Source organism: Brevibacterium sp. S111, from assembly GCF_004745075.1.
Classification (GTDB): Bacteria; Actinomycetota; Actinomycetes; order Actinomycetales; family Brevibacteriaceae; genus Brevibacterium.
Window position 1 is genome coordinate 225,942 of the sequence record NZ_RHFH01000008.1, and the last position, 22,157, is coordinate 248,098.

18 protein-coding genes are annotated in these 22,157 nt (G+C 63.4%); 10 read left to right on the top strand and 8 right to left on the bottom strand.

The features are described from left to right. Positions 1-114: 114 nt before the first annotated feature. From EB836_RS11330 to EB836_RS11350, 5 genes are read left to right on the top strand one after another with little or no spacing between them, the layout of a single operon-like run. Complete coding sequence (locus EB836_RS11330) at positions 115-1,227, top strand: cytochrome P450 (protein ID WP_240689889.1); 1,113 nt, start codon at positions 115-117, stop codon at positions 1,225-1,227. Continuing rightward, positions 1,227-1,583, top strand: a complete 357-nt coding sequence (locus tag EB836_RS11335) for a lycopene cyclase domain-containing protein (RefSeq protein WP_135540496.1) — start codon at positions 1,227-1,229, stop codon at positions 1,581-1,583. The genes EB836_RS11330 and EB836_RS11335 overlap by 1 nt, the downstream gene beginning before the upstream one ends. Next, on the top strand, positions 1,573-1,896 hold the full coding sequence (locus EB836_RS18490; RefSeq protein ID WP_135540418.1) for a lycopene cyclase domain-containing protein: 324 nt from the start codon (positions 1,573-1,575) through the stop codon (positions 1,894-1,896). Before EB836_RS11335 ends, EB836_RS18490 begins: the two co-directional genes overlap by 11 nt. Next, complete coding sequence (locus tag EB836_RS11345) at positions 1,893-3,461, top strand: FAD-dependent oxidoreductase (RefSeq protein ID WP_240689890.1); 1,569 nt, start codon at positions 1,893-1,895, stop codon at positions 3,459-3,461. The genes EB836_RS18490 and EB836_RS11345 overlap by 4 nt, the downstream gene beginning before the upstream one ends. Next, a complete protein-coding gene (locus EB836_RS11350; RefSeq protein ID WP_135540422.1) occupies positions 3,458-4,936 on the top strand; it encodes a deoxyribodipyrimidine photo-lyase in 1,479 nt (492 codons plus the stop codon). The genes EB836_RS11345 and EB836_RS11350 overlap by 4 nt, the downstream gene beginning before the upstream one ends. Here EB836_RS11350 and EB836_RS11355 read toward each other — a convergent pair. Then, the gene (locus EB836_RS11355; protein WP_135540424.1) at positions 4,863-6,086 is read right to left on the bottom strand and encodes a DUF418 domain-containing protein; all 1,224 of its coding nucleotides are present in this window, start codon (positions 6,084-6,086) and stop codon (positions 4,863-4,865) included. The two genes, EB836_RS11350 and EB836_RS11355, sit on opposite strands and share 74 nt — an antisense overlap. A gap of 85 nt (positions 6,087-6,171) precedes the next feature. Here EB836_RS11355 and EB836_RS11360 point away from each other — a divergent pair, with 85 nt between their 5' ends. Beyond that, positions 6,172-6,933: a TetR/AcrR family transcriptional regulator gene (locus EB836_RS11360; RefSeq protein ID WP_135540426.1), complete on the top strand. Its 762-nt coding sequence runs from the start codon at positions 6,172-6,174 to the stop codon at positions 6,931-6,933. Positions 6,934-6,969: 36 nt separating this feature from the next. Here the strand turns inward: EB836_RS11360 and EB836_RS11365 are convergent, their stop codons facing one another. Both EB836_RS11365 and EB836_RS11370 read right to left on the bottom strand, forming a co-directional pair. Then, the gene (locus EB836_RS11365; RefSeq protein ID WP_135540428.1) at positions 6,970-8,532 is read right to left on the bottom strand and encodes an SDR family oxidoreductase; all 1,563 of its coding nucleotides are present in this window, start codon (positions 8,530-8,532) and stop codon (positions 6,970-6,972) included. Positions 8,533-8,729: 197 nt separating this feature from the next. Next, positions 8,730-9,770, bottom strand: coding sequence for a Vms1/Ankzf1 family peptidyl-tRNA hydrolase (locus EB836_RS11370; protein ID WP_135540430.1), 1,041 nt, complete (start codon positions 9,768-9,770; stop codon positions 8,730-8,732). A gap of 190 nt (positions 9,771-9,960) precedes the next feature. On the opposite strand from EB836_RS11370, the gene EB836_RS11375 reads away from it, so the two are divergent. Next, positions 9,961-10,608, top strand: a complete 648-nt coding sequence (locus EB836_RS11375; protein WP_167854436.1) for a GntR family transcriptional regulator — start codon at positions 9,961-9,963, stop codon at positions 10,606-10,608. A 29-nt stretch (positions 10,609-10,637) separates the two neighbouring features. Next, positions 10,638-12,044: a polysaccharide pyruvyl transferase family protein gene (locus tag EB836_RS11380; protein ID WP_135540433.1), complete on the top strand. Its 1,407-nt coding sequence runs from the start codon at positions 10,638-10,640 to the stop codon at positions 12,042-12,044. 154 nt (positions 12,045-12,198) lie between these two features. On the opposite strand, the gene EB836_RS11385 is transcribed toward EB836_RS11380, so the two are convergent. The 5 genes from EB836_RS11385 to EB836_RS11405 are packed head-to-tail and all read right to left on the bottom strand — an operon-like array spanning position 12,199 to position 18,457. Then, positions 12,199-13,953 carry an ABC transporter ATP-binding protein gene (locus EB836_RS11385; protein ID WP_135540498.1) on the bottom strand — a complete coding sequence of 585 codons (1,755 nt, stop codon included), beginning with the start codon at positions 13,951-13,953 and terminating at the stop codon, positions 12,199-12,201. After that, on the bottom strand, positions 13,953-14,870 hold the full coding sequence (locus tag EB836_RS11390; protein WP_205683353.1) for an ABC transporter permease: 918 nt from the start codon (positions 14,868-14,870) through the stop codon (positions 13,953-13,955). Before EB836_RS11390 ends, EB836_RS11385 begins: the two co-directional genes overlap by 1 nt. After that, a complete protein-coding gene (locus tag EB836_RS11395) occupies positions 14,867-15,820 on the bottom strand; it encodes an ABC transporter permease (protein WP_135540435.1) in 954 nt (317 codons plus the stop codon). Before EB836_RS11395 ends, EB836_RS11390 begins: the two co-directional genes overlap by 4 nt. Before the next feature lies 1 nt (position 15,821). Continuing rightward, a complete protein-coding gene (locus EB836_RS11400) occupies positions 15,822-17,369 on the bottom strand; it encodes an ABC transporter substrate-binding protein (RefSeq protein ID WP_135540437.1) in 1,548 nt (515 codons plus the stop codon). Between the two features lie 11 nt (positions 17,370-17,380). Further along, the gene (locus tag EB836_RS11405) at positions 17,381-18,457 is read right to left on the bottom strand and encodes a TetR family transcriptional regulator C-terminal domain-containing protein (RefSeq protein WP_240689892.1); all 1,077 of its coding nucleotides are present in this window, start codon (positions 18,455-18,457) and stop codon (positions 17,381-17,383) included. Between the two features lie 540 nt (positions 18,458-18,997). Here EB836_RS11405 and EB836_RS11410 point away from each other — a divergent pair. Further along, entirely contained in the window at positions 18,998-20,515 is a 1,518-nt protein-coding gene (locus tag EB836_RS11410; RefSeq protein WP_167854437.1) for a stealth family protein, read from the top strand. After that, positions 20,413-22,086: a stealth family protein gene (locus EB836_RS11415; RefSeq protein ID WP_240689893.1), complete on the top strand. Its 1,674-nt coding sequence runs from the start codon at positions 20,413-20,415 to the stop codon at positions 22,084-22,086. The genes EB836_RS11410 and EB836_RS11415 overlap by 103 nt, the downstream gene beginning before the upstream one ends. Positions 22,087-22,157 lie beyond the last annotated feature (71 nt).

Sequence of the window (22,157 nt, forward strand, 5' to 3'; positions counted from 1 at the left end):
CGCGGCCACCCAAAAGGCGGGCGCAAAGCCCGGCGCAACGGCGAGAGAAGCGCCCCCGCCGTCGAGGCCGAGGAAGGGATTTGGAGGGTTCGCGCCTTCGAACCGGCTCGAGCGGTGCTCCGGGCCCGGGGCCAGTCGACGCAGGCGGGCTTCACTGCGGAGAAGATCCCCCGCGGACTCTTCCGCGCCCATCCGATCCTCATCTCCGACGGCGCGGCTCACGACCGGCAGCGTCGGGAGGTCGCCCGTTTCTTCGCACCTGCCGTGATCGCCGACCGCTACGGCGAGCACATCGCCGCCGCCGCGCAGACGATCGTCGACGAAGCGGCGGTCACCGGGCGGTGCCGACTCGACGAGGCGGCCCTGCACTTCACGGTCGACGTGACATCACGGGTGGTCGGCCTCACCGAGTCCGATACCGCCGGCATGGCCGCACGGCTGGCCGCCTTCTTCCGCCAGCCGCCGGTCGATCTCGCCAAAGCGGATTGGGGGAGGACGACACGCCAATGGGTGCAGGCCGCGGTCAACGGCGTCGTTCCCATCCTGCGGTTCTTCGCCCACGATGTCCGCCCGGCCATCCGCGCTCACAGACGCGACCACCGCGGCGATGTCATCTCGCATCTGCTCGATTCCGGGTACAGCACCGGTGACATCCTCGTCGAGTGCATCACCTATGGCACTGCGGGGATGGTCACGACCCGCGAATTCATTGCGATGGCCTGTTGGCATCTGCTCGATGACGAGCAGCTCAGACGCGAGTATCTCGCCGCCGAGCAGCCCCGTCGGCTGGCCCTCCTCGAAGAGATCATCCGTGTCGAACCCGTCGTCGGCCACCTCTATCGACGCGCCACATCGGCCATCGACCTCAGCGACGCCGGTGGAACCACCATCCCCGCAGGCGACCTCATCGACATCTGCGTCCGCGCGGCCAACGTCGATGCCGAGGTGTACGGAGACGACGCCGAGGCGATCTGCCCGGGTCAAGGCGGCTCGGCCCCTGCCGCGGGGCTGAGTTTCAGCGACGGTGCCCACAGCTGCCCCGGAAAGCCGCTGGCACTGTTCGAAACCGATGCGCTTCTCCATAGGCTGCTCGCCAGCGGCCCGCGTCTGCTGACCGAACCCACGATCGAGTGGGACGAGCTCATCGAGAGCTACCGGATCCGCAACATCGATCTCGGATTCTTCGTGCCTGCTCGCCCCGCCCGCACGCCGCAGAGGAATCCATGATCGGCCACTGGGACTACCTCGGCCTCATGGCCGCCTGCCTGCTCATCACGCTGCCTCTCGAACTCGTGTTCTCGGCTCGGGTCTACCGTCGCTGGCCGCTTCTGCTCACGGCCCTGCTCCCGGTCGTCATCGTCTTCTCCGCCTGGGACATCATCGCCATCGCCCGCGATCACTGGACCTACAATCCGCGGTTCGTCACCGGGATCGACCTCGGGTCTCTGCCGCTCGAAGAGCTCGTCTTCTTCCTCGTCATCCCGGTCTGCGCGCTGCTGAGCTACGAAGCCGTCGGCACCACCATCGGATGGGCCGAACGCCGCCTCGCCCGTCGGAGGAAGGCGAGATCCGATGATCGCTGAGTACACCGTGATGACCGTGATCGGCATGCTTGTGGTCGTCGGACTCGAATTTTTCGTCTTCCGCAGCGGGATCTTCCGCCGCGCGAAGTACTGGGCCGCGCTGTTCATCTGCCTGGGCTTCCAATGCCTCGTCGACGGATGGCTGACGAAGCTGTCCGACCCGATCGTCGTCTACAACCCGGACATGTTCCTCGGCATCCGCTTCCCCTTCGACATCCCCATCGAGGACTTCGGTTTCGGCTTCGCCATGATCACAGCGGTGCTCATGCTCTGGCAGTGGAATCTCAACCGTCGCAGCGAGGAGGCGCAGTGACCCCGCGCGATCCCCATGCTCGCCGACTTCCCGCCGCCCCGGGACGTCTCCGGCTCCTGCGCCCGAAGACCGTGACGGTCATCGGGGCCGGCATCGCCGGCCTCTCGGCCGCGACGATTCTGGCCGAACGCGGAGCCGAGGTCACGATTCTCGAATCCGGGCCCCGCCTCGGCGGACGTGTCAGCGCCTGGCCGGTGGACGACGATCGGACGATGAGCCGGGGATTCCACGCGTTCTTTCGGCAGTACTACAACCTGCGCGACCTGCTCAGCCGCGCCGACCCCGGCCTCGATCGTCTTCGACCGATCCCCGACTATCCGCTCACCCGCCGAGGCGGCCCCACCGATTCCTTCGCCTCGATCCCCCGGACGCCCCCGTTCAATCTCCTCGGCTTCGTGCTCACCAGCCCCACCTTTCCCCTGCGGGGCCTGGCCCAGGTCGACCTCGCCGCGGCCGTGGAGCTCATCGACGTCGACTTTCCGACATCCTTCTCCCGTTATGACGGAGAGTCCGCGGCGGCGTTCCTCGATCGCCTCCGCTTCCCCGACCAGGCCCGGCACCTCGCGCTCGAGGTCTTCGCCCGCTCGTTCTTCGCCGACCCGGAGGACTTCTCCGCCGGTGAGCTCGTCGCCATGTTCCACACGTACTTCGCCGGTTCGGCCGAAGGTCTGCTCTTCGACGTGCCTGACGACGATTACGACACTGCCCTGTGGGCACCGCTGGGGCGGTATCTGCAGGATCTGGGCGTGCGGATCGAGACCCGAACAGCGGCCGAGACGATCGCCCGCTCGCCTCACGGCTGGAGCGTTGGGACATCGGCCGGCGTCGTCGAATCCGATGCCCTCGTCCTCGCCGCCGATCCTGCCGGGACTCGGCGCCTCATCGCCACGGCAGAGTCACAGACCGACGGTGCCGTGACCGGCCCGCACGGTATCGGAGCCCGGGAGAACGGGATGCCGGGCTGGTTCGCCCGAGTCGGCGGGCAGCGCAACGCCCCACCGTTTGCGGTGCTCAGGCTCTGGTTCGCCGAGGCGGTCTCCCCCGACCGTCCCGCGTTCCTGGGCACCAGCGGCTTCGATCTGCTCGACAACATCTCCGTGCTCGAACGCTTCGAATTCGGTGCCGGCCGGTGGGCGGAAGACCATGCAGGATCCGTGGTCGAACTCCACGCCTATGCCCTGGCCGACCTTCCGCCCGACGATGAGCTGGTGGAGCGGCTGCTGGCGGATCTGTACGAGGTCTATCCGGAGACGCGGCAGAGCGCGATCCTCCACCGCGAACTGCTCGTCGAGTCCGATTGTGGGCTCACCGACACCCGGCCCTGGAGCGACCGGCCGGGAGTCTCGACACCCCTGCCCGGCTTGGTCCTGGCCGGTGACCACATTCGGTGTGAGCTGCCCGTGGCACTCATGGAGCGCGCGGCGACGACCGGCTACCTCGCGGCCAACGAGCTGCTGGGCACCTGGCGGGTCGAAGGCACCCCGATCTGGTCACCGCCGCCGCAGGGTCTGCTGCGACGCGGTGTCCTTGGTCGCCTGCGGGGCATGAAAGGAAGCGGTCGATGAGCGAAGGCCCTGAACCCCTCACCCTTGTCTGGTTCCGGGATGATCTGCGCGTTGACGATCACGAGGCTCTGACGGCGGCATGCGCCGACGGGCAGGTGATCGGCATCTGGATCAGAGAGCGCCGCGATGACAACGGCCTGGGGCCCCGTCCGCTGGGTGGGGCCGCACGCTGGTGGGCGCACGAGTCCCTGCGCGTCCTTGAAGCCGAGCTGGCACAGCTCGGGATCCCGCTGCTCTTCGCCGCGGGCTCCGCCGCCGACATCATCCCTCAGGTCGCCGCGGACCTGGAGGTCGATGCCGTCCGCTGGTCACGCCGCTATGCGCCCGCCTCCCGCCGCCTCGACGCGCAGATCAAAGCGCAGCTCAACGAAGCCGGGTGCGCGGCGCACTCCCATTCCGGTGCGCTGCTCGTCGAACCGTGGACTGTCAGTCCGCAGGAAGGCGACTTCTACAAGGTCTTCACCCCCTTCTTCACGGCCGTGCGCGATCGCACGGTCGGAGACGTTCTCCCACCGCCTCCACAGCAGAAGGCTCTGCCCGAGGCTCGGCTGAGGTCGGTGGGCGCGCACTCCTGGGCGAGTGACCTCGACGGTCTCGGTCTCCTCGACGGAACCGGTACGGGCTCCGGAGACTTCGCCTCGGCCCGGACTCCGCAATGGTGGGCGACGACCGTGGCCGAGCATTGGTCGCCGGGGTGTCGGGAAGCAGCCCGACGACTTCGCAGTCTGAGCGAGGGCATCGACGACTATGCCGAAGCTCATGATGTCCCTGCCGATCCCGACAGCACCTCGGGTCTGTCACCGCGACTGCGTTTCGGCGAACTCTCTCCGCGGCAGCTGCTGAGATCGGCCTGGGATGTGCCGGAGGTGAGCGAGGACGACAGGCACGCGTGGATCAGGCAGCTCTATTGGCGTGAGTTCTCCTGGCACCTGGCCTACCACCTGCCACACGTCGAGACCGAGCCGATGCGGCCGGAGTTCGCGCACTTCCCCTATGAGGATGACCCCGAGGCGCTGGGGCATTGGCAGGACGGCACGACGGGGATAGCGCTCGTCGATGCCGGCATAGCTCAGCTGTGGCAGACCGGGTGGATGCACAATCGGGTGCGGATGGTCGCAGCGAGCTTTCTCACGAAGAATCTGCTCATCCACTGGTGGCACGGCGAACAGTGGTTCTGGGACACCCTTGTCGACGCCGATGAAGCCAACAATCCGGTGTCGTGGCAATGGGTGGCCGGGTGCGGAGCCGACGCGGCCCCGTATTTCCGGATCTTCAACCCCGAACGTCAGTGCGAGCGCTTCGATCCGGATCGAGAATACGTCGACAGGTGGTTGGGCCGCGGACCGGGCGGCCTCACCCAGGCAGAACGTTCAGGCGGGGATGACGAGCCGATCGTCGATCTCAGAACCTCGCGTCAGGCCGCGCTGGCTGCTTATGACCGGATGAAGAACGAGTCGGCCGGCTCCAATTGGTGAACAGCCGCAGCAGATATTCGGCAGGCCCGTAGCGGTGCGACCGCAGCCACCAGGCACTCACGGCAGCCTGGACCGCAAAGATCACAACGGCCAACACGAGGAGCACCGGCGGTGAGACTCGGCCGGCCAGACCGATGCCGATCCCGGAGAACAGGATGAGCCCTGCCACCGACTGGCCGAGATAGTTCGTCAAGGCGATGCGCCCGACCGGCTCGAGGACTCTGCGCAGCCAGCCGCCCCACGGAACGTGCAGGAGTCGAACGAGCGTTGCCACGTATGCGGCGCTGAGGAACGGGGCCGTCACGACGCTCACCGCAGTGGCCCACGTGTTGGTGTCGCCTCCGAGCCACGCGAAAAGCACTCCACCGGGCAGACCCACCGCGAAGCCGATCACCTGGATACGCCGCAGGAGACTCGACTTCTCCCCCAGGTTCGAGAACAGCCGACGCCGTGCGGCGATCATTCCGATGAGGAACATCGCCAGAGCGGTTGGCCCCTGCAGGGACGCTGCCTGGATGACCAGCAGGTCGAGCCCGGCCAGATGGTGGCCGAGGATGTCGATCGGGCCCCCGAGCATGGTCTGGGTCTGAGCAGCGGCTTGAGAGAGTGCCTCGTCTTGGCTGGGCATGAACATCGAGCGGTCGAGGAACGCGGCACTGATGACGAGCGACAGCGTCACCAACGCGTAGATGATCCCACTCGTCAGCAGCGCCGTCCGATCACGGACGTGATGCATCGCCAAGAGCACCAGGCAGATCACCGCATACGTGGTGAGGACGTCTCCGCTGTAGAGCAGCACGATGTGCCCTGCGCCGAGGATGAAGAGTCCCAATGACCGACGCAGCATCCGCGGCACGAACGCCGCACCCGCCCTGCCCGCGGCGTCCATCTGCAGCACGAAGCTGTAGCCGAAGAGGAAAGAGAAGAGCAGGTAGAACTTCATCGAAAACAGCGCCGCCACAAGGAACCGGACGACAGCGTCGATCGGTGCGGAGAAGTTCGGATCATCGACGAGGTTGCCGGGATAGGCAGAAGCCATGAACGTGATGTTGACGACGAAGATCCCCAACAGGGCGAATCCCCTGAGGGCGTCCACATCATGCACTCGCCCTGCCTGCACGGGCTGCTGTGAAGCTGTTCTCTGAGTCATGAGGATGACAATATCATAGAAACTATATGACTTAAACTATATGGCCTTGTAGAATGATATCTATGCTGGTGGAAGTGGAGGGCGCATGACCGATAACGCAGTTCCCGATTTCTTCAGACGACTCTGGAGACTTCCGGAGGCCCCACAGCAGCGAGGACGGAAATCGACCCTCGACGTGGATACCGTCGTGAGCACCGCCGTCCGCCTCGCCGATGCCAGCGGTCTTGAGGCGGCGACGCTGCCCAAGGTCGCCCTGGAGCTGAACGTGACTGCCATGTCGTTGTACCGACACATCGGGTCCAAGCACGAACTGCTCCAGCTCATGATGGATGCGGCCAGCCGACCGCCCGACCCAGGCTCGGCCGAGGGCGATTGGCGCGAGGGGCTTCGATCATGGGCACGCGATCTGTGGACGCTGTATCAGGAGCGCCCCTGGCTCCCCCGAGTTCCGATCTACCGCGCCCCCTCGGGGCCGAACCAGGTCGCCTGGCTCGAACAGGGCCTCGCAGAGCTCTCCCCCACGGCACTGACCGCGAAAGAGAGACTCTCGGCACTCACCCTGCTCAGCGGCTTCGTCCGCCAATCAGCTCTGCTTCAGACAGAGCTCGAAGAAGGGCGAGAAGACGGACAGGCGAAATCTGAGAGCGAACGCGAGTACGGCACGGCTCTTGCCCAGGTCATTTCCCCAGAGAGGTTTCCGCACCTCGCCGAGGTGCTGTCTGCCGAGGCATTCGGCAGCGAGGACACTGACAGCAGCGAAAACGAACAGGACACCGACTTCTCCGATGGCCTCGAGCTCATCCTCGACGGCCTCTCAGTGCAGATCACGGCGGCAGCACCCGAGTGACCCGGGCCGGGAGGCGTCGACATCCGGCCGAGTCGGCTACTTCACTCTCGCGCCGTCCTCACCGGCCGCCTCGGCGGCGATGTTCTTCACCATGGCGGGAAAGATGAACCGATGGAAGGGGGCGACGAGGGCCCAATAGATGTGACCCCGCGCTCCGGTGGGAATGAAGGTCGCCTTCTGGTGATATTCACAGCCCTCGGCCGACTCCGTCAGTGTGAATTCGAGCCAGGCGTGACCGGAGACCTTCATCTCGGCACGCAGCAGCAGGCGAGAATTCCGCTCCAGCCCTTCGACCCTCCACCAGTCGACGGGATCGCCGATGCGCAGCGTGTCGGGCACCCGCCGGCCCCGATTGAGGCCGGCGCCCCCGACGGCTTTGTCCCACACTCCGCGAACCTTCCAGGCCAATGGCCAGGAATACCATCCGTTGGGCCCGCCGATGCCCTCGATCACGGGCCATACCTCGGCGGCCGTCACACCGGAGATCACCGTCGACCGTTCATCGGTGAAGACGCGCCGGCCCGCCCACTCCGGATCATTGGGCAGCGGTTGGGCCGCCTCGTCGAGCTCTCCGGCATCGGCGGTCCAATTCGTGTCCACAGCACCTTCGACTTCGCGACGCAGTGCGAGTCGGACGGCGTCGTCGAACTCGATGAGCCCGGTCTCCGGCGGAGGGATGACGTCGTCGACCTCGTGCGATGAGGCCACCGCGTCCTCCTGCAATGACTGGACGAGCGGAAGTGTGAGGCTGAACGGCAGCGGAGTGACCAGGCCGACCCAGATGCCCGACAGGGTCGGGGCGGGGAGAGGCAGCGCGATCACATGGCGTGGTTTCAGCCCCGCCACCTTCGCGAAGGTCCGCATCACTTCGGCATAGGTGAGGATCTGGCGCGACCCGATATCGAAGGACCGGTTCACTGACCCGTCCACGTCGGCGGCAGAGACCAGATAGTGGAGGGCGTCGCGCACCGACAGCGGCTCGACGCGGTTGGCCACCCAATCCGGTGCCGGCATCCATCTGAGGGTCAGCGCGAGATGGCGGATCATTTCAAACGAGGCGGAGCCGGAGCCGATGATGATTCCGGCGTTGAAGACGATTGCGTCGACTTCGGAGTCGAGCAGGATACGACCGACGTTCGCCCGCGATCGCATGTGCTTCGACAGCTCTCGCTCCTCCGGATGGAGTCCTCCGAGGTAGACGATGCGACGCACGCCGGCGGACGCGGCCGCACGGACGAAGCGCTTGGCTGCCTCGGCTTCGTGTGCCTCGAAATCCCCACCGGTGCCCATGGAGTGCACAAGATAATAGACGGTGTCGATGCCATTGAGGCTCTCACTCAGACCGCGACCAGTGTCGAGGTCGACGGTGCTCACATCGACCTCACCGGCCCAGGGAACCTGCTCGAGCTTCGCCGGTCGTCGCACCCCGACCCGGACCTCGTGGCCGGCCTGCAGCAGACGGGGTGCCAGCCGACCGCCGATGTATCCGGTCGCCCCGAGCACGAGAACACGGCGCGGAGTGCGGCTCTTCCGGATGACCTCGCCGTCGGGCGCCTTCGAGCGCTTCGGTGTCGAACGGTTCGCTGTCGGTCGGTTCATCAGGGGGTCCTTCCAGCCTGCCGAGATCGGCTGTCATCGACAACTCTACACAGTTTACTAACCCTTTGGATACAATCTACGCTTGGATACCGAAAGGTGGGGGCGTGGTCATGAAAAGGTCCGTCCGAGCGGAGTGCTCGAACGGACCTATCCCCCTAGACCAATGGTCTCAGTGCGCGAAAGCGTCGAGCACCGGTTCAGTCTGCCAGGGCGGAGGCAACGTCATATCGGAGGATCGCGGCAATGCCGTCGGCCATCGGATCATGACTGAGTCCGATCTCCGCCGAAGACTGAATCGCGTCGGCGATGATTCCCGCTTCCCCTTCTGCCGCATCGGCGTCATCGATCAGCAGAGTCGCCACCGCTCCGCGTGCGACTGCCTTCTCGACTTCGGCGCGCCCTTCGACCGCACGGTCATGGGCCTTGCTCTCGGACAGCCGTTCGGAGTTCTCGGCTTCGCGCTCCTCGGCGAGCTTGGTCACGAGGGTTCGCACCGCCACATCGATCGCCTCTTCGGCGCCGTCATCATCGTCGCCGCCTTCCGAGATCTCGTGCAGCAGCTCCTCGGACCGGACCGAGAGTTCGGATTTCACGGCCGTCCTGCCCTGCACTTCTCCCGCCAGCACGACGACATCGGGCGCATTCTCCGTGACGAGCCGATCGACGAAGTCGGACACGCTGCGTGCGTTCGCTTTGATGATCTCGTCGACACGGCGCCGGATCTGGTTGTGTGAGTACGCGCCCCGGCGGGGTTTGTTGATGTCCTCGTCATTGTCGCCGGTCACGTGGACACCATCGGTCTCGCGGCGTTCGCGATCCGGGGTCACGCTGAGCTCGCGGACGGTCGCTCCGTCCTGTCCGGCAATGACGAGAACGACATCGAACTGTCGGCACTCCTGGCGAAGGTAGGCTCCGAGCTCGGGCACGTCTCCGTAGTGCGCTGCGTCGCCCTCTCCCAGTGCCGCGTCCCAATGCTCGTCGAGCAGGATTCCCTGTGGGTTCGCCACGATGGTCCGACCGTCTGTGTGCACCTCGGTGGGCTCGTCGACGAGGGTGATCGCATCGATGGATTCGAGGAGTGGCTCCCCTGCCCCGGCAGAGGTCAGCCGCTCTCTCAGCTCCGACCAGCGCAGGCGGATCTGCGTGTCGGCGTCGGCTGAGGGAGCACGGCCCTCGAGGTAGACGGTGGCATAGGGGCCACCCTGTTCGTAGACCTTGCGTAGCTGACTGCTGTTCATCGCTCTTTCCTCCTCAACATCGGTGGAACCGCCCGCGAAACCTCTCATGGGTCCCGCCACGCTGTGAGCGGTCTTCCCAGCCTCGCATCGTCAACTCACATCTGTAAACGGTCTTGACAAACCGCTTCGACGCTTCTTGGCCGCCAGTCGACGCGAAACTCCGTTCGGGCCCCGGCGGATCGGCTCCGCGGTGCTGACGTGGCAGAATCGAAGCACGTCAATCGTCAATCGTGGGCCGACACTGACCCAACAGACCACAGAACGGCTACGTCAGGCCATTGTCGACGGCGAACTGCCCCCTGGAAGCCTCCATTCGGCCACCGCACTCGGAGAGTGGCTCGGCGTTTCGCGCATCCCGGTGAGAGAAGCCACGGCTGAGCTTGCCCGCCTCGGGCCGGTGAGCATCGAGCCCAACCGCGGGATCCGCATCCTCGAGACCGACATCGACTCCCTCATCGACGGCTTCGAACTGCGGATGATCGTCGAGGTTCCTCTTGCCCGCAAGGCCGCGCTGAGCTCCGATGCCGCAGCGCGAAAGACCCTCGATGACCGATTCACTCAGTTCAGGACCGCGGCGGAAACCGATGACCCCGAGGCGACGCTCCGGGCCGATCGCGACTTCCATTCCGCGGTGCTCGAAATGGCAGGCAACGCCCGTGCCGCCGAGGTTCTGCAGGAGCAGCGCAACGTCGTGGTGGTCGACGTTCAGCTGAGCCGACTACGCCCGAGCGTCGTCTTTCACAACATCTTGGATCTATTGCCGGTGCCCTGTTCATACGATCTGGTCCACTGTTCAGCTAGACTCGCTCGCGACTCATCTAGAATCCCTCACTTCTGACTAGCAGATCACTTGAAGGTGTCCAACGCATGGCTTCGTCACTACGAATTGCAACAGTGTCCTATGTCGACGACAATTTCGGCGACAACCTCATTGGCACCAGTTTTCTCGCGCTACTCGAAGTTGCTCTAGAGAACCATGGCCTTAGCTCCGACGACTACGAGCTCGCTCCGCTGTCGCTAAAGGGCTTCGAAGAATCTCAACTCGAACGCTGTGATGCCATCTTCTTTGGCGGCGGTGGGCTCTTCGGTCAGTCATATCTTGGATTCTACGAGTATATGGACCGGATCACCGCCGCAGCCGACGAGCGTGGGATTCCTGTGGTGTTCTCCTCGATGGGCTTGAACAATATGGGTGCCGACGATGGTCAAGTCGACGCTATAGCCAAGATCGTGAATAAGCGCTGTGTCCGAGCTCTGTCTGTTCGCGAGAATCTACCTCTTTTCCAGGAAGTAGCCAAGGATGCAGCATTCGAGGTGCGACAGGTTGCGGATCCGGCAACTTGGACCAAGTTTGTCTATGGGATGACTGATGTCGTTCCCGATGGCACGATCGGGATCAATGTAGTGCGCGGCGGATTGTTCAGAGCTAATCAGCGCGACTGGGGACTCTCGCAGGAAATGTCGTACCTGGCCGCCCTTGTCACTCTCGCAGAATCCCACGGAATGACCCCCAAGCTGTACACGAATGGGAGCTTGGGAGACAACAATACTTTGCGATTCTTCGCCGAGAAACACGGTCTCTCAGATGAGCAAATCATCCTCCCGCAAACGACCCGAGAGGTTGTCCAGGCGATCGCGACCCGATCAAAGATTGCATCCATACGTATGCACTCCTCGATCATCTCCTATTCATTTGGCATTCCTACTGTCGCTCTGGAGTGGAACGACAAGCTTCCCCATTTCTACGAGGCAATAGGACACCCGGAACGCGTGCTTCCGTTCGATAAGTGGGATGCTGAACAAACATTCCAGATCCTCGATCAGGCAAGTTCGGCGCCCGAAGATAACCCCAAGTACACGGCCTATCTGATGTCCACGTACGCCTACATACATGAGGCGTTGGGCGCCCATGTGCTCAATTCAGACGCCGGTGCACAAAGGTATGACTTCCAGTCAGTCGCGGACTCTCTGGTGGCTAGGTCGCAGATCATTGATACGGATGAGTTCGACCTTCGCCATAAACTGGGGAAAGTCGAGAGAGCCTACCTCAAGCAGTTCACATCAGGGCGCAAGAATCGTACGAAGATAGGCACGCTCACAAAGAAGGTTGACTCCCTCTCGTCAGAGGTGGAGTCACTCTCATCAGAAGTGCAGTCACTCACTCAGCGGAACGCAGAACTTCAGACAGAGATCAATCGACGTTTCTCGACTCGACTCGCGGGGTACGTACGACGGGTAACGCGTCGGTTGTTCCAGCACCGCACCGGCCGCTGATCGGACCCGACTTGCACCCGGCGCGGTTATCTGAGCCGAGTGCGGCACACCGATGGTCCGGCGTAGCCGGCGGAGGGGCTGCCCTAGTCCAAACATGAGCTATCCGACTGAGGCTCGGCTACGAAGCCAATAGGCCGCCCCTCCCGCTCGCCCCTCAGAACTTCGGCACGTCGGCGATCAGCGCCCGCGTGTACTCATGCGTTGGGTTCTCGAGCACCTGTGCCGTCGGCCCGTAGTCGACGATCTTGCCCTTGTTGAGCACCGCGAGGTTGTCGGCGATGTGCCTCGACAGCGCGATGTTGTGGGTGACGAAGAGCATCGCCAGCTGCCGCTCTTCCCGCAGGGTCCGCAGCAGTGCGACGATCGACGCCTGCACGCTGACATCGAGTGCCGAGGTGATCTCATCACAGACCATCACCGACGGCGCGTTGACCAGAGCACGGGCGATCGCGGCCCGCTGACGCTCACCACCGGAGAGGTCACCAGGACGACGGTGGTAGAACGACCGGCCCAACCGCACTGAATCGAGTGCTTCCTCGACGACGGCCTTCCGACTCGCCGCGGTGCCCTCACCGCTCATCTCCAACGGCACCGTCAGCGACTGCCCGATCGAGCGCCGCGGGTTGAGCGAGGAGAACGGCGACTGGAACACGTACTGGATGCCCACCCGCTGCTCGTTCGAGCGTTTGCGCGTCGATCGCTCCAGCTCCGTGCCTCGCAGCTTCACCGACCCCGTGTAGTCGTCGTTGAGTCCGGCCACGCACTGTGACAGCGTGGTCTTGCCCGACCCGGATTCGCCGAGCAGCATCGTGCACTCCCCCGGTTCCAGCGTCAGGTTGATCCCGTTGAGGATCTGTGCCTTCCCGTAGGCGAGCGCAATGTCCTTGACCTCGAGCAGGGGTGCTGTCGCCGAGGCGGCCCCACCGCCCGATTCGGATCCGTCTGAATCCGTGCCCCCGGGGCTGGGCTTCTCCCCCGTTGAGACGAGAATGTGCGTCTGGTCATCGTCCTCGGACGGTTTGTTCGCCTCGGCGGCACCGTCGCCGATCGTCTTCCGACCGTCGAGGTCGGGCACCGCGGACATGAGCATCTGCGTGTACTCATGCTGCGGGTGATCGAGGACCGCAGACACGGGCCCTTCTTCGACGAGATCGCCGCGCAGCATCACGGCCACCCGGTCGGAGATGTCCTTGATGACCGCGAGGTCGTGGGTGATGTAGAGACCGGCGACATTGTTCGCCACCGTCATCTGTCGAATCGTGTCGAGGACGACCGACTGCGTGGACACGTCGAGGCCGGTGGTCGGCTCGTCGAGGATGAGCACATCGGGATACATGGCGAAGGCCATGGCGATGCCGATGCGCTGCTGCTGACCGCCGGAGAGCTGGTGCGGCCACCTCTTCTGGTACGTCTTGTCGCCGGGCAGCCCGACGTCGACGAGCACCTCGGCGACACGGTCGGTTCTCTCACGATCCGAGGACCCGAAGCCGTGGATGTCGAGGACCTCGCGGATCTGCTCGCCCACCCGCATCGCCGGGTTGAGCGAGAGTGCCGGGTCCTGGGGGATGTAGGCGATCCGGGATCCGCGCAGATCACGCACGGCCACCTCGCTGAGGTCGAGGACCTCCACTGCGGTGGCGTCACCGCGCGGCCAGATGCTCACGGACCCGGACCCGAATTTCAGTCCCTCACGGAAGTGGCCCATGCAGGCGAGCCCGGCCGTGGTCTTACCGGATCCGGACTCGCCGACGAGGCCGAGGATCTCTCCTCGGGACAGGGCGAAGTCGACGCCGTGGAGGATCTCATCGCCGGCGTTCGTGACCACCTTGAGGTCGGTCACCCGCAGGACGATCTTCTCGTTCGGCTCGTTCGCATCGTCGTGACGAACGGTCTGTGTCTTCGGGCTCATCATGCCTCCACGGAAGTCGATGCGGTGGCTCGGGCGAAGGAGTCCGCGAGCAGGTTGGTGCCGATGGTCAGCAGAGCGATTGCGATGACCGGCAGCAGCACACCCCAGGGTTGGATGGACAGGGCGATCCGGTTCTCGTTGATCATCAGCCCCCAGTCGGCGGCCGGCGGCTGCAGGCCGAGTCCGAGGAACGACAGGGAGGCGATATAGCCGATCGAATAGGTCAAGCGCAGCCCAGCCTCAACACTCAAGGGTCCGGTGATGTTGGGCAGCAGCTCACGGAGGAGCACCTTCCACCGGGGCATCGCGTACATCTCCGCGGCTTTGATGTAGTCCTCGGTGATGACGCCCAGGGTCGCGGACCTCGCCACACGGGCGATGCGCGGGGCGTGGGTGAGACCGATGACGGTCACGAGCACCCAGCCCTGCGGACCGAGCACCGTGATCGCCAAGAGGGCGAACACGAGCTGCGGGATGGCGAGGATGACATCGTTGAGACGCATGATCACGGCATCGAACCTGCCACCCACGTAGGCGGCGAGCATGCCGATGATCGCACCGACGACCATGCCGAGGACGGTGGCGAGGACTCCGTAGACGATGAGGGTCAGTCCGCCGGCGAGGAAGCGTGAGAGCACATCACGGCCAAGGTTGTCCGATCCGAACAGGCCGTAGGGGCTGAAGGGCTTCGTGACGAACTCGGTGGCGGTGTTGCCCGTCGCCCAGGGCAGCAGCAGCGGCCCGCACAGGCTGAGGACGACGATGACGAGGGTGATCGTCAGGCCGATCTTGCCCTGCTTCTGCGCCAGCACGCGCTTGTAGAAGGGGACGTAGGTGGTCTGGGATTCCTTGGGAACCTCGGCGGCGTCGGTGGCCGCGGACTTGAGGTCGTCGAGACTGTTCGCATCGGTGCTCATGCTGCGCTCCTCAGTTTCGGGTTGGTGAGGATGCCGACGACATCGGCCGCCAGGTTCACCACGACGTAGACGGCGGCGACGAGCATGGAGATCGCTTGGACGACCTGCACGTCTCGGTAGGTCACGCCGTCGATGAGTGCTTGGCCGAGGCCCGGGTAGCGGAAGAGGAACTCGACGACGACCACGCCGCCGGCCAGCCAGGCCAGCTGAATCGCCACGACCTGCGCGACGGGACCCAGCGCGTGGGGCACGGCGTGGCGCAGGATCACCCGCTTCTCCGGGACACCTTTGAGCCGGGCCATCTCGACGAAACCGGAGTCGAGGACCTCGATCATCGTCGCCCGCATCATCCGCACGATGTAGGGGGTGACGACGAGGATGAGCGTCAACGTCGGCAGGATGAGCTGCTCGGGGCGGTTCCACACCGGTTCTCCCGGCGGGGCCAGGGTCACGGCCGGCAGGATCTGGAACACCGAGGTGGCGAAGATCGCGATGAGGCCGATGCCGATGACGAACTCGGGCATGGCGGCGAATACGAGGGAGGCACCGGTCATCGCCTGGTCGCGGCGACCGCCGCGGTGCAGGGCCTGGTAGACGCCGAGTCCGATGCCCAACGGCACGGAGACGATCGCAGCCAACCCCATGAGGACGAAGGACGCCCAGACCCGATCGCCGAGCAGCGCGGAGACCGAGCCCCCGGTCGCCGAGGAGGTTCCGAAGTCTCCGACGAAGAGCCCGCCCAGCCAGTGGAAGTACCTCAGCCACGCGGGATCGTTGAGCCCCAGCTGTTCGTTGAGTGCTGCGATGCGCTCGGGGGTGGCCTGCTGGCCGAGGATGGCTCGGGCCGCGTCGCCGGGCAGCAACAGGGTCGCGCCGAAGACGAGCAGGGAGACTGCGATGAGAATGAAAGCGGAGAAGAGAAGCCGCTTGCCGATCACTTTTCCGAACATGTCACACCTCTCCGATCCACACGCGGTCGAATCTCCAACCGCTCAGGGGCCGTCCCGTCGAGTTGGGGACGAGTCCTCCCACGTACTTCTGGAAGGCGTCGACCTGGTTGGCGAAGCCCCACACGATGTACCCGCCTTCGTCGTAGAGCATCTTCTGCAGCTCGTGTTCGTAGTCTCGCCGCTCCCCGGCATCGGGGATGGCGCGGGCTTTGTCGAAGACCTTGTTGAACTTCGCATCGTCCCAGTGGGTTTCATTGAACGGGGACTCGCTCAGGGCGCAGGAGATGACCTGCGGCATGAAGTCGCGGGTGTACCAGAAGTCCTGGGCAAAGTCCCATTTGAGGTATTCGTCGCCGAAGAAGGTCGTCGCATCGACCTTGCGGATCTTCACGGTGATGCCGGCGTCTGCGGCCTGTTGGGCGAAGACCTGCGCGGCTTCGACCGCGCCGGATTGGATGGGGGCGGTGACGAGCTCGACCTCGAGCCCGTCGGGGTAGCCTGCCTCGGCGAGGAGCTTCTTCGCTTTGTCGATGTCGCGCTTGCGCTGTGGGAACTTCGGGTAGTTCTCACTCAGGGGACCGAACATGTCGTTGCCGATGGTTCCGTAGCCGGAGAGCACCTGTTCGATCATCTGCGGGCGATCGACGACGAGGCGGAAGGCCTGTCGGACCTTGACATCGTCGAAGGGCTTCTTGTCCACCCGCATGGTGAAGGGCAGCCACATGCCGGTCTTCGAGTTGAGGATGGACATGCGCTCATCGGCACCGATGACTTCAACGAGGGCCAGCGGAATGCCGGCGATCGCGTCGACCTGGGTCGAAAGAAGGGCATTGATGAGTGCGTCGTCATCGTTGAAGTTCAGCAGCTCAACCTCGTCGAGGTACGTCTTGTCGTAGTCGAAGTAATACTCGTTGGGGACGAGCACCGTCGATTGGGCGGCGGTGAACGATTTGAGTTTGAACGGCCCGGAGCACACCGGGTTCTCCGGGTCGTAGTCGACGGGGACGATGCCGGCGGTGTATTCGGCCACGGCATCATTGAACAGGCCGTTGGGTTCGCTCAGGCGGAACTCCAGCGTCCGCTCCCCCGTGGGCACCACCTTGTCGAGCATCGTGAAGTTCGCCGCCGCGGTCTTCGGGTCGTCCGGATCGGTGATCCTCTTGAAGCTGAAGACGACATCCTCGGGGGTGATCGGCTTGCCGTCGGAGAACTTGATGCCCTCCTTGAGTGTGCACGTCCACACAGTGGAGTCGTCGTTGGCTTCGAACGACTCGGCCAGCAGCGGCACGACCTGGGAGTCGTCATCCCAGCCGTAGAGGGCGTTGTAGAGGTTGACGGAACGGCAGACGTCGCCGTTGTTGACGGGGATGTGCGCGTCGATGGTGTCGGCGGAGTTGCCGCCGGTGATCCCCACTCTCAGGGTGCCGCCTTTGACGGGCTTGCCGGCATCCGCAGCGCCGACAGTTCCGCCGCCACAGGCGCTCAGTCCGGCGAGCGCGGACACAGCGAGTCCGGCTCCCAGCGCTTGTCTTCGGTTCGGTGTGTTCATGTGCCTTCTTCCTAGGACGTCGGTTCGGGTCGGCCGGCCATGGCGACCCGGTCTGACTGCGGGTTTCGGGTGTCGTCGGTGGGTGCCTCGTTGCGGGCAGCCTCATCGGAGGCGGTGCCGGTGAGGATATGCGCGGAAAGGTAGTGTTCAAGCATCATCAGGGCCTCATCGTCGGTGATGGGCATATGTTCGGTGCTGCGGGCTACGCCGAGTCCGTCGATGAAGATCGACAGCGATTTGACCATGAGCGACGTGTCGCCGGTGCGGATCACTCCTGAGCGCTGTCCGCTGTCGATGACGGTGGTGATCATGTCCAGCCACTCGCCGTAGACGGCGGTGAGGTTCGCGCGAGCGTTCTCGTCGGTGACGGCACGGGCCCAGCATTGGAGCCAGATCGACCACACCCGTCGGATCTTCGCGTCGACTCCGGCGTGGAGGCGGGCGAAGTGACGGAGCACGGCAAGCGGGTCGGCGCGGTCGTTGAGGTGGCGGGTTTCGGCGATGATGTCCAGGGAGTAGCGCAGGGCCGCCTGCAGCAGTTGGTCTTTCGTCCGGAAGTGGTAGTTCACCGCCGAGGTGGTCAGGCCCGCTGCGCGGGCGACGTCCTCGGTGCGGACTTTGTCGATGCCGAGGTCGGCGTAGAGTTCCCAAGCCGCGGCGATGATCCTCACCCGGTTGCGTGTGCCTTTGGACATCCATTCCTGAGTGAGGTCGACCGCAGGCGGCTCTGCGCTGTCGCTGTGGCCGGGAATCGTCGGCATATCTCTGCCATCGGGCGATGGGTCGACAGCCGCCGAGCCGCTGTGAACGTTTTCGGGCGACTGTGACGCATGCCCTCGCCGAGGTGGTCCTGCCGTTCTCCCGGTCGTGAGCCAATCGGTGCTGACCTCGGTGAGTTCGGCGATGCGTGAGATCTCTTCGACCCGGAAGTTCCGCGTTCCGGCCAGGGATTTCGAGAGTTTGCTGGCGTCGAGTCCGATCTGTCGGGCGACTTCGCTGTGGTTGATTCCCGCGGTCTTGATGGCGTCGCGGACACGGATGACCAGCGACGTCTGCGTGCTGTCAGCACCTTCGCTTCCCGTGACCACCACTACAGTCTGCACAGAAGTTGCGATTTTGGCAAGACTTACTGGGGCTTTGGGTAGTTTGTGTCGTTGATGGACACGAAACCAGTCATCCCCTGCTGCCGAAGCTGTGGTTCGCCCGTTCTGAATTCGGCAGTTGTGAATCAGTTCCGTTGCGCCCGAGACCCTGGGAATCACAATCGAGCATCCCCGGTGTTTTTTCCACCACATTTGTTGAGATATGAGTAGAGTTCTTTCGACACCAGTGGCCCAAAGAATTCCTGGGCGTCGGCGAAGGCAGGTGCAAGGAGGCGTTCTGATTTGTGGAGTTCACCGTTTTCGGTGCGATCGTATGTCGCTCGTAAACTGACGCCTGCGCGAAAGGCGTGGATCTCGAAGCTACGACATGGCGAACATCAGTGGCAGAGACGTACATCGCTGGTTCGACCTTGGGCCGGTACACCAGTCGACTCATTTGACGCACGCAGAGCTCAGGCCGAAAGCCTGGCCGCCGTCCGAGAAGTGTTATGCCACGCCGACATTGAGTTCGTCGAACTTCCACGGTTGAGCGTCTTCTCACCAACGTTGGTCATCGACTCAGAGCACTCTTTTCAAGCGCTCCAGGCAATCGCAGCGATTCATGATTCCGATCCCGGAAGTGGCGCAAAGAAGAGTACCTGGACGATTCGGTACTTCGCCGCTGACGGGTATGAAATCGCTGCCAGAAGGGCAGAGAAACATCCCGCAAGGATCGCCTCGATAACCTGCCTGAGACATCACATCGCCGCCAATGACAGAGATCTGTCAACATCGGCACTCACGGTGACGGTGGAGCTGTGGGACAGGCTGGGGTGCGACAGACCACGCGCCGATGGGGCGTCGCACATCGCAGGAACTCGTCATCGCAAACACCCTGACCACGATCTGGCTGTCGACTACATCGAACCGACCGCCTGGTTCCATGCGGTACGCGATGATCACCGCCTCAGACTGTCTGCACCCCACCTCTACACTCTTCACGAGCCGGTCGATATCGTCTACACCTGGGTCGACGGCGCGGATCCTAAATGGCGGGCCAGAATGCGCGAGGCGATGGAAGCCGCCGATCTACGCGCGACTGAACCCAGCGCCCTGGCGGAATCGAGGTTCACCTCCCGTGACGAGCTGAAGTACTCACTCCGTTCGCTCGAATACTACGCATCGTGGGCCAATCACATCTACATCGTCACTGATGATCAGGTACCGGACTGGCTGAACGCCGATCATCCGAAGATCACCGTCGTCGACCATCGCGACATCTTCGCCGACCCGACTGTGCTTCCGGTGTTCAACTCTCATGCAATCGAGTCGCAGCTGCACCACATCGAGGGACTCTGCGATCGCTACGTCTACCTCAACGACGATTGCTTCTTCCTCCGTCCGACCGAACCCGAGCTGTTCTATTCGGGTAATGGGGTGGCCCGACACTTCCCTTCTGTCGTGCCCATCGATATAGGCGGCTGGTCGCCCCGGGACCTGCCGATCATCTCTGCTGCCAAACAGGGCAGGGACTACTTGCTCGACGCGTACGGACGCACGGTCACCCACCGTTTCAAGCACACCCCGCACCCTCAGATCAGACCGGTGCTCGAAGCCATGGAACGCGAACACCCCGATCTGTTCTCCCAGGTTGCCGCTTCAGTGTTTCGGTCCCCCAGCGACTATTCAATTGCGTCATCTCTGCACCATTTCGACGCTTTCGAAAGAGGACACTCTGTGGAGGGACGGATCGGCTACCGATTCATCGACCTCGGCCGCCCCGATCTAGATCTGCAATTGGCCAGGGTTGCCAGAGCCGATGATCTGGACGTGTTCTGTCTCAATGAAACGACGCTGTGTGATGAGTCGCGCGAGACCGTCGACAGCACAGTAGGCAGATTCCTCAACGACCGTTTTCCGGTCCCGTCAAGTTTCGAGTCGCAGCCGAAGAAGGGAACACCGTGGATCAAAGACTCCTCACGAAGGCGGCGGGGATCGCCAAACCGTTGGTCATCGGCGTCGCGGGAGAGCAAAGGTATCTCAAGCTTCGCCGATATGGGCTGAAACGACTGCGTAGCTTCAACCGTCGGCGCGAGGCGGCCGATCGTTCCAGATCAGAGAAACGCGGCTTCTCGTTAGAGCGTGAGGTGACTCGTCATGGCGGGCTACTCACCGAGTTCGTCGATGAGATGATTCCGGCGGCCGCGGCGAAGGCGAACTTCGACTTCACCGTCGATGCCCTCGACTCACGTGGGATCAGGTGGTGGCTGGTCGAAGACTATTCGGGCCACGGGTATCGGATCGGTGTTCACTTCGACGATAAACGGCGAGTGGCAGAGGCCCTCGTGAGAAGACGGCTGGCAATGCCGATCTATGCTCGGTCTGACCGTTCGAGCCCGGTCGCCCTGTCCTCGATTCTGGAGCTCGCGACTGACCCTGAACTGGGTGTCATCACGGTGGCTGCGCCGAAGAAGGTGCGGGACACCAACTGGTCGTTCGGCTTCAGATTCGGTTGTTCGGTCGAGATGTGGACGACCACAGCAACAGAGTCGCGCGTCGTGGTCGAAGCGCCTGCGGAGAATCGTGCCGCGAAATTGATGTCGGAAGAAGAGTTCGAGCTGCAGAAGTCGAAGACGGAGTCAGGTCGTGAGTGCCTGACACCGGCCGTGCTGACGGAAACCATGCTCGAGGACATCACCTTCCCGATTGATGCCGTCTACACCTGGGTCGACGGCGCCGATCCTGCGTGGGTTACGTCGAAACGACGGCTCGAAGCGCAGCTGGCGGGACACGAGTATCATCCCGAAGCGAATCATGAGGCAAGATTCGAGTCCAAGGACGAGCTGAAGTACTCGCTTCGATCGTTGGAGTACTTCGCACCGTGGTTCAACAAGATCTATCTTGTCACAGCAGGTCAGGTGCCTTCGTGGCTCGACGTGAACCACCCCAAGATCACCGTGGTCGACCATAAGGACATCTACGATGATCCGGAGCACCTACCGACGTTCAACAGCAATTCGATCATCTCGAGACTCCATCACATTCCCGGATTGAGCGAACACTTCATCTATCTCAATGACGATGTCATGTTTGGCAAACCAGTGCGTCCACAAGACTTCTTCCTACCCAGCGGTGCAGCCAAGGTCTTTCCCTCTCGCAACCATCGACCGTTTGGCGCGCCAACGGCCGAGGACGGGCCTCATTTCAATCTCACGCGGAATATTCGACAGCTCCTTCGCGAAGAGTTCGGAGTCACTGTCACCAGAGCCGTCAAACACACACCGTATCCAATGCTCAAGAGCCTGCATTTCGAGATGGAGGAGAAGTTTCGGAGCGACTATGAGCGCACATGGGCAAGCCGGTTCCGTCATCACGATGATATCGTCGCCGACCAGCTGTTCCACTACTACTCGCAGATAGTGGGAAAGTCCGTCGCGACGTCGATCACCTACCGCTACATCAATATACGCGACGACAATTACCGCTGGGTGCTGCGCGAGACGCTTCGCCAACGCAATCGTTCCACTCTGTGTCTCAATGACGCACCCGCTGAAGACGTCGAGCCGCTCAGCGACGAAGAGGTGATGGAGTTCCTCAACGCGTACTTTCCGGTTACGAGTTCGTTCGAAGCCTGAAACCTTCGTTTAGAGAACCGCCGGCGGCGAGTGATTCGCAGGCAGTGAAGTTTCACTGCCAACTCCGAGCA

Coding starts and splice junctions, on each gene's coding strand:
- EB836_RS11355 (WP_135540424.1), bottom strand. CDS start 6,086: ATGACTCAGAGAACAGCTTCACAGCAGCCCGTGCAGGCAGGGCGAGTG.
- EB836_RS11380 (WP_135540433.1), top strand. CDS start 10,638: ATGGCTTCGTCACTACGAATTGCAACAGTGTCCTATGTCGACGACAAT.
- EB836_RS11350 (WP_135540422.1), top strand. CDS start 3,458: ATGAGCGAAGGCCCTGAACCCCTCACCCTTGTCTGGTTCCGGGATGAT.
- EB836_RS11370 (WP_135540430.1), bottom strand. CDS start 9,770: ATGAACAGCAGTCAGCTACGCAAGGTCTACGAACAGGGTGGCCCCTAT.
- EB836_RS11400 (WP_135540437.1), bottom strand. CDS start 17,369: ATGAACACACCGAACCGAAGACAAGCGCTGGGAGCCGGACTCGCTGTG.
- EB836_RS11390 (WP_205683353.1), bottom strand. CDS start 14,870: ATGAGCACCGATGCGAACAGTCTCGACGACCTCAAGTCCGCGGCCACC.
- EB836_RS11360 (WP_135540426.1), top strand. CDS start 6,172: ATGACCGATAACGCAGTTCCCGATTTCTTCAGACGACTCTGGAGACTT.
- EB836_RS11365 (WP_135540428.1), bottom strand. CDS start 8,532: ATGAACCGACCGACAGCGAACCGTTCGACACCGAAGCGCTCGAAGGCG.
- EB836_RS11385 (WP_135540498.1), bottom strand. CDS start 13,953: ATGAGCCCGAAGACACAGACCGTTCGTCACGACGATGCGAACGAGCCG.
- EB836_RS11395 (WP_135540435.1), bottom strand. CDS start 15,820: ATGTTCGGAAAAGTGATCGGCAAGCGGCTTCTCTTCTCCGCTTTCATT.
- EB836_RS18490 (WP_135540418.1), top strand. CDS start 1,573: ATGATCGCTGAGTACACCGTGATGACCGTGATCGGCATGCTTGTGGTC.